The organism is Nocardioides sp. (assembly GCF_964229035.1).
Classification (GTDB): Bacteria; Actinomycetota; Actinomycetes; order Propionibacteriales; family Nocardioidaceae; genus Nocardioides.
This window is the reverse complement of the sequence record NZ_CAXRAZ010000014.1, coordinates 17,916-29,444: the sequence shown is the minus strand read 5'-3', so window position 1 is coordinate 29,444 and position 11,529 is coordinate 17,916. Positions and strand designations below refer to the sequence as shown.

Genomic DNA, 11,529 nt, shown 5'->3' with positions numbered 1-11,529 from the left:
ACGACGCTCCGCCCCCGGGCCTGTGAGGACCCCGTGAACCCACCGCCCCCGCCCGCGGGCTCCGGCGGCGCCCCCGGGGCGAGGGAGCGCGCGGCTGCGGCGCCGGGCGAGCTCGTGGTGCAGCTCGAGGGTCGCCTGCTGCGACTCGACCCCGCGCGCGTCGTCCACCGGGTGGGGCGGGCTGCGGAGGCCGAGGTGGTGCTCACCTCGGCGTCGGCCTCACGTCGGCACGCCGAGCTGCGCGTCACGCCGCAGGGCTGGGTCCTCGTCGACCTCGGCAGCCAGTTCGGCACCTTCGTCGACGGGCGACGCATCGAGCAGGTGCTCGTCGACCGGCCGCTGGAGGTCACCTGCGGCCCCGTCGGACCGGGAGCCGCCTTCACGCTGGTGCCGCCCGCCCAGCCCGCCGCGCCCGCCGCGCCCGACCCGGAGCCGGCGGCCGAGGAGACCCAGGTGCTGTCGCTATCGCCCCTGGCCGTTGCGGCGGCAGGCGCCTCCGCACGATCGGGTCCCGACCTGCTCGTGGTGGTCGACGGTCGCGAGCACCGCATCCACCATCCCGCCACCGTGACCCTCGGACGACTCGCCGACAGCGACGTCGTGGTGAGCGATCCGGCGGCCTCCCGCCAGCACGGGCGCCTCGAGGCGGTGCCCGGAGCCTGGGTCTATGCGAACGTCAGCGACGAGGGGACCTTCGCCGGCGGACGCCGCGTGGATCGACTGCGCTTCGACGCCCGCACGGAGCTGCGCCTCGGGCACCCGGTGGCGGGCCCGGTGGTGACGCTGGTGCCGGTGCTCTCGGCCCAGGAGGAGGAGCAGCGTCTCGCCCGGGGCCGACTCAAGCGCCGCCTGCTGTGGGCCGGTGGGGTCGCCACCGCGCTGGCGGTGGTCGGCGGGCTGCTCGCGGTGGCCCTGGCCGTCGGGGGCGAGCAGGATCGGATCGACCGCTTCGACGCCGAGCCCGGCCCGACCCGCGGGCTCTCGCGGGAGGCGCTCGACACCGCCAAGGCCGCCACGGTCAAGATCAGCGCCGAGACGACGCTGCTCAGCGATCCGGCGCAGACCACCACCTACCACGGATCAGGATCGATCATCCGCAGCGACGGGTTGATCCTGACCAACGCTCATGTGGCCGCACCCGAGTCCTCCGGTCTCGGCGACGCGTACGGCGACGAGGACCTCGCCGATCCCGACTACCTGCTCGTCTCTCTCACCGACGGCCTCACCGACACCAACGCCGCCCCGGCCTACCGCGCGCGGGTCGTCGCCTCCGACGGCCGCCTCGACGTCGCGGTGATCAAGATCTACGCCCGCGCCGACGGACGACGCCTCGACGGCGATCTCGACCTGCCCACGGTGCCGATCGGCTCGTCGTCCGCGCTGCGGGCCGGTGACGACGTCACCGTGCTCGGGTTCCCGGCGGTGGCGGGCTCGGGGGAGTCGATCACGGTCACCACCGGCGTGGTCTCCACCGTGCTCAACGACCCCGACCTCGGGCCCCGCTCCGAGCTCGACACCGACGCCCGCATCGCGCCCGGCAACTCCGGCGGCATGGCCATCGACGACGGCGGGCGCCTGATCGGTGTGCCCACCTCGCTCTTCGCCGACAAGGACACCAGCGTCACCAGCGGGCGTGTGCGCAGCATCGATGCGATCAAGCCGTTGATCGCCCGCGCCGAGCAGAAGGCGCCGGCCGCCTGAGGCTCAGCCGGCCTTGCGCGCCGGAGCCTTCTTCGCCGGAGCCTTCTTCGCTGGGGTCTTCTTCGCGGCCGCCTTCTTGGCGGTGGTCTTCTTCGCTGCGGTCTTCTTGGCCGCCGCCTTCTTCGCGGGGGGCTTCTTCGCGGCAGCCGTCTTCTTCGTCGCGCCGCTCGAGGACGACGCCGGCTCGCCGACGTCCTCGCCCCGGGCGGTGCGGGCGGCCTCCACCGAGCGCTGCAGCGCGGCCAGCAGGTCGACGACCTCGCCGCCGGTCCTGGTCGAGGTCTCGGTGCGCTGCACCTCGCCGCCCTCGATCTTGGCCTTCACGACCGCCTCGACGGCCTCGGCGTAGTCGTCACTGAACTCCTCGGCGTCGAAGTCGCCGGCCAGGGTCTCGATGAGCATCTCGGCCATCTTCACCTCGGCGTCCTTGACCTCGCCCACCTCGACGGAGAAGTCCGGGGTGCGGATCTCGTCGGGCCACATCATCGTCTGGAGCACGATCACCTCGCCGGCCGGCGTCTCGCGCACCCGCAGCACCGCGGTGGTGGTGCGCTGGCGCAGCGCGACCGTCACGACGGCGACGCGCTGCGAGGACTTGAGAGCCTGGCGCAGCAGGGCGTACGGCTTGGCCCCGGCACCCTCGGGCTCGAGGTAGTAGGCCTTCTCGAGCAGCAGGGGGTCGATCTGGTCGGCGGGCACGAACTTCTCCACCGCGATCTCGCGCGAGGAGGTGGTGGGCAGGTTCGCCATGTCCTCGTCGGTGAGGACCACCATCTCGCCGTCCTCGGTCTCGTAGCCCTTGGCGATGTCGGCGTAGGGCACCTCCTCGCCGTCGAGGGAGCACACGCGCTGGTACTTGATCCGCCCGCCGTCGGTCACGTGGACCTGGCGGAACGACACGTCGTGGCTCTCGGTCGCGCTATAGAGCTTGACCGGCACGTTGACGAGGCCGAAGGAGACCGCGCCCTTCCAGATCGCACGCATGGGGCGGAGCCTACGCGCAACGGCGCGGCGGCGGACCCCTCCGCGACGCCGGGCCTCACCCCGGTGGGTGAGCCGCGGGCGGCGTCCGGGGCGGCATGATGGCCCCGTGCCCGCCCTCCTGCCCATGCTCGCCAGCCCGACGCGCAGCGTGCCGTCGGGGGAGCAGTGGCAGCACGAGGTGAAGTGGGACGGTCTGCGCACCCTCGTCACGCTCACCGCGGACGACGTGCGCCTCACCAGCCGCAACGGCAACGTGATCACCGCCGCCTGGCCCGAGCTCACCGCCGCGCCGAGCGGGTGGGGGACCGCTGGCGAGACGGTGCTCGACGGCGAGATCATCGCCCTCAACGACCGCGGCCTGCCCGACTTCCGGGTGCTCGCCGATCGCATGCACGTGCGTCGTCCCGCGCTTGTGGCCCGCCTCGCCGCGCAGGTGCCCGCCACCTTGATGGTCTTCGACGTGCTGCGCCTGCGCGGTCGCGACCTGTGCCGCGAGCCGCTCGAGCAGCGCCGCAGCATCCTCGAGAGCCTCGACCTCGCCGCAACCGGCTGGCAGGTCCCGGTGGTCTACGACGACGGCGCGATGCTGCTCGAGGCCACCCGCCTCCAGGGGCTGGAGGGAGTGGTGAGCAAGCGGCGCGACTCGGTCTACCGTCCGGGCGAGCGGAGTCCGCACTGGCTCAAGCTGGCCCATCGCCACCGCGGCACCTACGTCGTGGGTGGTTGGCGGCCGCAGGTCGGCACGCGCGACCGGCTCGCCTCGCTGCTGGTCGGCGAGGTCACCGACGGCGGACTCGCCTACCGGGGCCGGGTGGGCAGCGGCATCAGCGGCGAGCGCTCGCGGGTGCTGGCCGATCTGCTCGCCCCGATCGTCCGCGCCGAGAGCCCGTTCGCCGACGACGTGCCCCGCGAGGACGCCACCGGCACCACCTGGGTCGAGCCGGTCGTCGTCGTCGACGTCGACACCCACGGCCGCGGCTACCGCCGCCTGCGCCAGCCGTCCTTCCAGGGCGTGCGCTCCGACGTGACGCCCGCCGACCTCGCCACCGGGGATCGGTGAGATGGCCGACGGGATCGACGTCGAGGTCGAGGGGCGCACCCTGCGCCTGACCAACCTCGACAAGGTGCTCTACCCGGCCACCGGCACCACCAAGGGCGAGGTGCTCGACTACTACGCCCGGATCGCCCCGGTGCTCCTGCCGCACCTGCGCGGTCGCCCGGTCACCCGGGTGCGCTGGCCGCACGGGGTGGGCCGCGAGAGCTTCTTCGAGAAGAACGCCCCCGCCGGCACGCCGTCGTGGGTGCGCACCGCGGAGGTGCCCACCACCGGCAGCCGCGGCCCGAGCCGCCACGGCGACACCCTCCGCTTCCCGCTCATCGACGACCTGCCCACCCTGATGTGGGCCGCGAACCTGGCGGCGCTCGAGCTCCACGTCCACCAGTGGCGCGTGGACGACGAGGGCCGCCCCGTCGGTGCCGACCGGGTCGTCATCGACCTCGATCCCGGTGAACCGGCCGGGCTGCACGAGTGCTGCGCCGTCGCCCTGCTCGTGCGCGACGAGCTGGCCGAGCGCGGCCTCGCGGCGCAGCCGGTCACGAGCGGCAGCAAGGGGCTGCACCTCTACGTGAACCTCGACGAGCCGTGGGACGCGGAGGCGACGAGCGAGCTCGCCCGCGAGGTGGCCGAGACGCTCCAGCGCGCCCACCCCGACGCCGTCACCGCGACGATGACCAAGGCGCGCCGACGCGGCAAGGTGTTCCTCGACTGGTCGCAGAACGCCGGATCGAAGACGACCGTGAGCCCCTACTCGCTGCGCGGCACCTCCCGGCCGCAGGTGGCCACGCCGCTGAGCTGGGACGAGGTCGCCGACGGCGCCGAGGATCCGCTGGCGCTCGAGCAGCTCGCGCCTGCGGCGGTGCTCGCACGCATCGAGGAGCAGGGCGACCTCCTCGCCCCGCCCGCCTGAGCCGGAGGGACGGCTCGGCGCGAGACCGATCAGCCGGCGCGGCGTCGACGCATGCCGTAGACGTCGAACTCGGTGATCGCGCCGGCCGGATCACCCGACGTGCCGACGAGGTCGGCGAGCTCCTCGGGGGCGATCGCGTGATCGGCCTCGTCGAGCGTGGCGTCGATCAGCATCTGCAGCTCGGGGCTGTGCACCGTGGCCCGGGCCGGGTTGGTGTCGATCCGCCACCCCTGGCGCCCGAGCTCGTCGAGGACGCCCATGAGGGTCGTGTTCTTCTCCGCCACGAAACCCTCGAAGCCGTCGGCGGCCTCTACGAGGTAGAGCGGGCGGGTGACGGCGAGCGTGGCAGCGTCGTACATCGGCACCCACAGCCGGGCGTACTCGTAGATCCGCTGCCTGCTCACAGCCACCAGTCTAGGCCGTCGCGCCGACACCGGCCGGACGAAGTCGCCGATGCCGGTGCGCCGGCGGGGCCCCCCGCCGGCACAGCACGGGTGTCAGGAGCGGAAGCCGACCTGCCCCGCGGTGCTGCGGCCGATCTCGACGTAGGCGAGCTTGGCGATCGGGACGATCGTGACCTTGCCCTTGGTGTCGGTGAGGGTCAGCACGCCGTCGGCGGCGCCGAGCGCGTCCTTGATCTGCGCGGCGACCGACTCGTTGGTCTCCTCGGTCTCGATCACCAGCTCGCGCGCGGTGTTCTGCACACCGATCTTGACCTCGACGGACATGTTCTGCTCCCTCGTCTCGCTGCACGCCGGCCTGGGCGGCCGACCTGCTCCTCAGCCTAGTGGTGCGGTGTCAACCGCGTGCGGCGCCCGGTGCGCACGGTGCGCACCGTGCGGGAGGCCGACCGCGGGCCGCAGGGTCAGCGGGGGTCCTGCTGCTCGGCGGCGTGCTGCTCGTCGGTCTTCGGGTAGCCGCGGATGCCGCGCCACGCCAGGCCGGCGACCAGGGCGGTGGCCTGGTCGCGGCTGAGGCCGGCCATGTCGCCGTCGGTGTCGGTGAGCCAGAAGCGAGCGCTGACCTGGGCCATGCCGACCAGCGAGACGGCGAGGAGCCGGGCCGCCGCGGTGGGCAGGCCGGTGTCGTCGCGGATGACCGCGGCGATCATGTCGGCGCACTCGGTGGTGACCCGCTCGACGTGCCCGCGCACGGCCGGCTCGTTGGTGAGGTCGCTCTCGAACACCAGCCGGAAGGCGCCGGCGTCGTGACCGACGTAGTTGTAGAAGGCGTCGATCGCCGCCGCCACACGCTGCTTGTTGTCGTCGGTGGACTCCAGCGCGCTGCGGCAGTTGGCGATGATCGCGTCGCAGGCGCTGTCGAGGATCGCCAGGTAGAGCTCGAGCTTGCCGGGGAAGTGCTGGTAGAGCACCGGCTTGGAGACGCCCGCACGCTCGGCGATGTCGTCCATCGCCGCGGCGTGGTAACCCTGGGCGACGAAGACCTCCAGAGCGGCCGCCAGCAGCTGGGCGCGCCGCTCGCGCCGGGGGAGACGGACGCCGCGTCGGCGCGACTCGTCGAGATCGAACTGCTCGGTCACCACGGCAGCACCCTACTCGCTGGTAGCCCTCGGGTGCGGCGTGGTGGCACGCTCGGACCGGGCGGTCCGGATGACGGGACGTCGCGCAGGCGGGTGGCGCTCGGCGTCCACGATGGGGGCGCGGGAACACCGCGGGCCGAGGCCACGTTGCGCTAGGCGGCGGGACGCCTCCGACGCCCATCGGCACCGCGACCGTCCCACCGCAACCGCACCGCCCGGTCCACCCGCCGGGCTCCACATCTTCCGAGGGAGCAGATCCGACGTGAGCATTCCGCCGCTCGTCGAGCCGGCAGCCGAGCTGACCATCGACGAGGTCCGCCGCTACAGCCGCCACCTCATCATCCCGGACGTCGCCATGGACGGGCAGAAGCGCCTCAAGAACGCCAAGGTGCTCGTCATCGGTGCGGGCGGCCTCGGCAGCCCCGCCCTGCTCTACCTCGCCGCCGCGGGTGTGGGCACCCTCGGCATCGCGGAGTTCGACGAGGTCGACGAGTCCAACCTGCAGCGCCAGGTCATCCACGGCCAGAGCGACGTCGGACGGCCGAAGGCGGACTCGGCCAAGGACTCCATCGCCGAGATCAACCCGCTCGTCAACGTGATCGTGCACAACGAGCGCCTCGACAACGACAACGTGCTCGAGATCTTCAAGGGCTACGACCTCATCGTCGACGGCACCGACAACTTCGCCACCCGCTACATGGTCAACGACGCCGCGTACTTCCTCGGCATCCCGTACGTGTGGGGCTCGATCTACCGCTTCGACGGCCAGGCCTCGGTGTTCGCACCCACGCTCGTCGAGGGCGCGCCGTGCTACCGCTGCCTCTACCCCGAGCCCCCGCCGCCGGGCATGGTGCCCTCGTGCGCCGAGGGCGGCGTCCTCGGTGTGCTGTGCGCCTCGATCGGCTCGATCCAGGTCAACGAGGCCATCAAGCTGCTCGTCGGTGCCGGCGAGCCCGCCATCGGCAAGCTCGTCATCTACGACGCCCTCGAGCTGGAGTGGCGCAAGCTCAAGGTCCGCAAGGACCCCAACTGCGCCCTGTGCGGCGACAACCCGACGGTGACCGGGCTCATCGACTACGACACCTTCTGCGGTGCCATCTCCGAGGAGGCCGCCGACGCGGCGGCCGACGCCACCATCTCGGTGGGCCAGCTCGAGCACCTGCTCAAGGAGCGCGAGGAGGGCAGCCGCGACTTCGTCCTCGTCGACGTCCGCGAGCCCGCCGAGGCCGAGATCAACCACATCCCCGGCGCCGTGCTGATCCCCAAGGGCGAGTTCCTCAACGGCAACGCCCTGGCCCAGCTGCCGGGGGTCGACTCCGGCAAGCAGGTCATCCTGCACTGCAAGAGCGGTGTGCGCTCGGCGGAGTGCCTGGCCATCGTCAAGGGCGCGGGCTACGACGACGCCGTGCACGTGGGCGGCGGCGTGGTGGCCTGGGTCAACCAGATCGACCCCAGCCAGCCGTCGTACTGATCGCTCGACCGGTCGGGCGCGGGCGTCGTCCCGCGTAACCCGCCGGCAGCGGGACTCGTTGGCCCCGGTGACGGACCGTGCGTTCCGTCACCGGGAGCCCCTGACGTCACACCGCACCGAGGGAGCACCCGAGAGCCTCGTCCGCACCGGACGGGGCTCTCGGCGTCTCCGGGTGCCGTCGTGGCGTGCGGTGCGGCACGATGCCGGTGTGCGAGCCGGCGAACCACCGACCGATCCTGACGACGACGCCCGGGCGCGCCGCGAACGTCTCGTCGAGCACGTGCTGAGGGTCGTGGAGTCGGTGCCGCCCGGGCGGGTGACCACCTACGGGGCCGTCGCGGCCGTCGTCGGCGGCGGTCCGCGGCGCGTGGGTTCGGTGCTGGCCCAGCACGGCGGCCCGGTGCCCTGGTGGCGCGTCGTGCGCGCCGACGGCACGCTGCCGCCCAGCCACGGTGAGCGGGCGGCGTCCGCCTACCGGCGCGAGGGCACGCCGCGGCGCACCGACGGGCGCCCCGACCTGCGTGCCGCGTTCTGGGATCCCGCCGCGGACGACTGACGCGCCGTCACGGCCGCTGATGCGACGACCCCCGCGCCCGAGGGGCGCGGGGGTCGGTGGGCGGCGGTGACCGCCGGAGCAGCGTGGGTCAGCTGAGAGCGGCGACCGCGGCGTCGTAGTCGGGCTCCTGGCCGATCTCGGGAACGAGCTGCACGTGCAGCACGCTGCCGTCGGCGTCGAGGACGACGACCGCGCGGGCCAGCAGGCCCTCGAACTTGCCGTCGACGAGCGTGACGCCGTAGTCCTGGCCGAAGGTCGAGCGGAACGCCGAGGCCGAGGTGACGTTCTCGATGCCCTCGGCGCCGCAGAAGCGGGCCTGGGCGAACGGCAGGTCGTGCGAGACGTTGATGACGACGGTGTTCTCGAGGCTTCCGGCGAGGGCGTTGAACTTGCGCACGCTCTCGGCGCAGATGCCGGTGTCGACGCTCGGGAAGATGTTGAGGACCGCGCGGGAGCCGTCGGGTCGCGTGACGTTGCTGAAGTCGGAGCCGAGGAGCTCGAAGTCGGGCGCCGTGGCGCCGACCGCGGGGAGCTCGCCGACGGTGGAGACGGGAGTGCCGCCGAGTGCAGTGGTAGCCATGCCCGCATGTCTAGCAGGTGGCGCTGCACTCGGCGGCAGGTGTCCGGCGGACGGTGCGTCAGCGCAGGCGCTCCAGCACTCCGCGGGCCTCCCGGAGGTTGACGAGCCGCTGCTCCCAGGTGGTTCCGACCACTGTGAGCACGGCGCCCGCGGCGGCGAGCCAGGCCCACGTCGGCACGCTGCCGGCGTACGGACCGAGGGCGCGCAGGGCGAGCAGCGCGAGCACGGTGCCCCCGACCGCCAGGGGCGCGGTCCAGCGCAGCGTCGAACCGGCCACCAGCAGGGCGACGCAGCCGAGACCGAGCACCGCTGCGCGCAGCGCCAGCGGCTCGGCGAAGACCCACAGCAGCGTCGGCACGGTGGCGAGGAGCAGGCCGGGCAGCAGCGCCGGCACCGAGTCGATGTCGGTGGTGCGCATGCGGCGCAGGCCGAGTCCGAGCAGTGCGGCCGCGATCGGGAGGGTGTAGGCCTCGGGGGCGTGCACCTGGAGGTCGATCAGCCGCACCCACGCGGCCACCAGCAGCAGCACGCAGCCGGGGGCGAGCAGGGTGCGACGGCTGTGGTGCAGCAGCGAGGAGGCGCACAGGGCTCCGCCGGCGACGGCCAGCCAGAGCGCGGTGAGCGCGGCGCCGTCCGTGGCTGCCGCGAGCGACAGCGGGAGCACCGCGGCGGCGCTCACGGCAGCGCTCGCCTCGACCTCGACACGCGGCATCGCGAGGGCGAGCAGCGACACCGCGAGCAGCACCGGAACGGCGAGCCACGCGTCGACCGCTCCACCGGCCACCAGCGCCGCCGCGGTGCCGGCCGCCAGCAGCGGCGCGGAGAGGAGGCCGGCGACCACGGTCGCCGTTGCGCGCTCCTGCACCCGGCGAGCGCCCGGCGCGGCGGCGATCGTCACGGCGACCGCAGCTCCCGCCGAGGCTGCGAGGGCGGCGAGGGGAGCGCTCGGCCAGGCGGCGAGGGCCGCGAGGACGGCGAGACCGAGTGCGGCCAGGGCGGCCCGGGCGGCCGGAGCGGTCGCCGTCGATCCGCGGAGCGTGGCAGCGGCGCACGCGAGCGCCGTCAGTGTCACCAGGCCCACCGGCAGTGCGAGGGGCACCGCGTAGCAGCCGAGCGTCAGCGCGACCGCGAGGACGACGACCAGGGCGGCACCCCGCAGGGCTGCGGCCCGCTGGGGACGGCGGCCCTCGAGCCCCGCGTGCAGGAGGCCGACGACGCCGACGAGCACCGCGCTCGGCAGCAGGGTGAGCGGGTCGGTGAGCGGTGAGCCGAAGGTGCCGTCGACCGGCAGTCGCACCGCGAGCGTGCGCTGCAGGCCGCCGCCGCTGTCGAGCAGCGCGGTCCAGCGCCCGAGCACGGTGACCGCGCTGAGGATCGCGGATCCGGTGAGCACCAGGGCGCCGGCGGTGGCCGGCACCAGCGCGACGCGGCGTGCGCCGCCCCGGGTCGTGGCGGCGGCCGTCGTCCACGCGGCGGTGAGGGCGAGCACCGTCCAGCCGAGCGGCTGGGCGCCCTCGTCCAGCACGGGGAGCAGGGCGACCAGGGAGAGCAGAGAGCCGGCTGCAGCGGCCCCGGCACGAAGGTAGGCGGGCGCACGCAGGACCAGGCCGGGGGCCAGGAGCCAGGCGGCCGAGAGCAGCAGCCAGCCCCCGGGCGTGAGCGACAGCAGCGACGCGACGTCGGGCAGGCGGACGACCTGCACCATGCCCGCGATCGTGGCGACGGTCCAGGCGAGTCCGGCGACCGCCGCGGTGGCGCTGACGAGGAGGCTCGGCGCCTGTCGACGGACGGCCCGGTCGAGCAGCGCGATGATCACGGCCGCGCCCACCGTGGCGTGGGCCGGCCAGTACCCGTGCCCCGAGCCGATCTGCGTCGCGCCGAGGTAGGCGACCAGCAGCGCCGGCGCGGCGGCCACCTGGGGAGCGAGCAGCGGGACGCGCCGGCGGGCGGCGACGAGGGTCCAGGCGGTGGCCGCGGCCAGCACGACACTGCCCGCGATCGCGGCTCGTGCACCGTCGTCCGCGGTGCCGAGCCAGCCGGACGCCCCGGCTCCCGCGAGGTCGAGGGCGAGCAGGCCGAGGGTGATCGCGCTGAAGGCCTCGGCGGCCAGGCGCAGACCGCGGCGAGCGGCCCAGGCGGTCGCCGTCGCGGCGACGGCGGTGAGGGCGGCGAGGACGCCGGTGCGGCCCGCGACGCCGAGGAGTGACCAGGACACGCCCAGGAAGACCACGGCGGCGACGAGGAGGCAGAGGGCGCCCAGGCCGAGGAGCAGGCGCGGCACCGTCATGAGGTCGCGCAGGCCGGTGCCGCCGGTGCTGGTGGTTCGAGTGGCGGGGGCCGGCCCCGGGGAGGGGAGCGGTGCGGCGCGCGGCCCGGGGAACGGGGGCAGGGCGGTCGAGGCGGCCCGGGTGCCGACCGCCCGCGGGTCGAGGGTCGGCGGGGTGACGCCGGGGGCGGGCTGGGGAGATGCGGCCGACGTCGTCGGCGCGGTGGGAGCCAGGCGCCGGAGGCGCTCGAGCTGGTGGTCGGCCCGCTGCAGGGTGCCGAAGAGCTCGACGGCCAACGGGTGCCGGACGACGAGGCCGCAGGCGGCGCAACGGGCGACGCCGGCGCCCAGGGACGCTCGGCAGTCGGGGCACAGGGACGGGTCGGCGTAGCGCATGTCCCCATTGCCTCGCATCCTCGAGGGCGACAGCAGGGCGAGACGGCTCAACGTGCGTGAGTAGCCCT

The 11,529-nt window shown here is 74.2% G+C and carries 11 protein-coding genes; 5 read left to right on the top strand and 6 right to left on the bottom strand.

The annotated features are described in order from the left end of the window. The first annotated feature begins 33 nt into the window (after positions 1 to 33). Positions 34 to 1,701 (top strand): FHA domain-containing protein, encoded by a 1,668-nt coding sequence (locus ACERUN_RS05125; RefSeq protein ID WP_370288710.1) that lies wholly within the window; start codon positions 34 to 36, stop codon positions 1,699 to 1,701. A 3-nt stretch (positions 1,702 to 1,704) separates the two neighbouring features. On the opposite strand, the gene ACERUN_RS05120 is transcribed toward ACERUN_RS05125, so the two are convergent. Further along, positions 1,705 to 2,685, bottom strand: coding sequence for a Ku protein (locus tag ACERUN_RS05120; protein ID WP_370288709.1), 981 nt, complete (start codon positions 2,683 to 2,685; stop codon positions 1,705 to 1,707). Between the two features lie 106 nt (positions 2,686 to 2,791). On the opposite strand from ACERUN_RS05120, the gene ligD (ACERUN_RS05115) reads away from it, so the two are divergent. Next, positions 2,792 to 3,745 (top strand): non-homologous end-joining DNA ligase, encoded by a 954-nt coding sequence (gene ligD / locus ACERUN_RS05115; protein WP_370288707.1) that lies wholly within the window; start codon positions 2,792 to 2,794, stop codon positions 3,743 to 3,745. Position 3,746: 1 nt separating this feature from the next. Further along, positions 3,747 to 4,652 (top strand): non-homologous end-joining DNA ligase, encoded by a 906-nt coding sequence (ligD, locus tag ACERUN_RS05110; RefSeq protein ID WP_370288706.1) that lies wholly within the window; start codon positions 3,747 to 3,749, stop codon positions 4,650 to 4,652. A 29-nt stretch (positions 4,653 to 4,681) separates the two neighbouring features. Here ligD (ACERUN_RS05110) and ACERUN_RS05105 read toward each other — a convergent pair whose 3' ends face one another. The 3 genes from ACERUN_RS05105 to ACERUN_RS05095 form a co-directional block, all read right to left on the bottom strand. After that, positions 4,682 to 5,056, bottom strand: coding sequence for a hypothetical protein (locus ACERUN_RS05105; RefSeq protein WP_370288705.1), 375 nt, complete (start codon positions 5,054 to 5,056; stop codon positions 4,682 to 4,684). Positions 5,057 to 5,149: 93 nt separating this feature from the next. Then, positions 5,150 to 5,380, bottom strand: coding sequence for a DUF3107 domain-containing protein (locus tag ACERUN_RS05100; RefSeq protein WP_370288704.1), 231 nt, complete (start codon positions 5,378 to 5,380; stop codon positions 5,150 to 5,152). Positions 5,381 to 5,517: 137 nt separating this feature from the next. After that, positions 5,518 to 6,195 (bottom strand): TetR/AcrR family transcriptional regulator, encoded by a 678-nt coding sequence (locus ACERUN_RS05095; protein WP_370288703.1) that lies wholly within the window; start codon positions 6,193 to 6,195, stop codon positions 5,518 to 5,520. A 259-nt stretch (positions 6,196 to 6,454) separates the two neighbouring features. On the opposite strand from ACERUN_RS05095, the gene moeZ reads away from it, so the two are divergent. Together moeZ and ACERUN_RS05085 are read left to right on the top strand one after the other, a co-directional pair. Further along, positions 6,455 to 7,663, top strand: coding sequence for an adenylyltransferase/sulfurtransferase MoeZ (gene moeZ / locus ACERUN_RS05090; RefSeq protein ID WP_370288702.1), 1,209 nt, complete (start codon positions 6,455 to 6,457; stop codon positions 7,661 to 7,663). 208 nt (positions 7,664 to 7,871) lie between these two features. Next, positions 7,872 to 8,219 (top strand): MGMT family protein, encoded by a 348-nt coding sequence (locus ACERUN_RS05085; protein ID WP_370288701.1) that lies wholly within the window; start codon positions 7,872 to 7,874, stop codon positions 8,217 to 8,219. Positions 8,220 to 8,307: 88 nt separating this feature from the next. Here ACERUN_RS05085 and tpx read toward each other — a convergent pair whose 3' ends face one another. Beyond that, positions 8,308 to 8,799 carry a thiol peroxidase gene (gene tpx / locus ACERUN_RS05080; protein ID WP_370288700.1) on the bottom strand — a complete coding sequence of 164 codons (492 nt, stop codon included), beginning with the start codon at positions 8,797 to 8,799 and terminating at the stop codon, positions 8,308 to 8,310. A 58-nt stretch (positions 8,800 to 8,857) separates the two neighbouring features. Further along, positions 8,858 to 11,461, bottom strand: coding sequence for an SCO7613 C-terminal domain-containing membrane protein (locus tag ACERUN_RS05075; protein WP_370288699.1), 2,604 nt, complete (start codon positions 11,459 to 11,461; stop codon positions 8,858 to 8,860). Positions 11,462 to 11,529 lie beyond the last annotated feature (68 nt).

Bases quoted from the DNA above. Each gene is read 5' to 3' on its own strand.
- ACERUN_RS05075 (WP_370288699.1), bottom strand. From the start codon at position 11,461: ATGCGCTACGCCGACCCGTCCCTGTGCCCCGACTGCCGAGCGTCCCTG.
- ACERUN_RS05120 (WP_370288709.1), bottom strand. From the start codon at position 2,685: ATGCGTGCGATCTGGAAGGGCGCGGTCTCCTTCGGCCTCGTCAACGTG.
- ACERUN_RS05100 (WP_370288704.1), bottom strand. From the start codon at position 5,380: ATGTCCGTCGAGGTCAAGATCGGTGTGCAGAACACCGCGCGCGAGCTG.
- tpx (WP_370288700.1), bottom strand. From the start codon at position 8,799: ATGGCTACCACTGCACTCGGCGGCACTCCCGTCTCCACCGTCGGCGAG.
- ligD (WP_370288706.1), top strand. From the start codon at position 3,747: ATGGCCGACGGGATCGACGTCGAGGTCGAGGGGCGCACCCTGCGCCTG.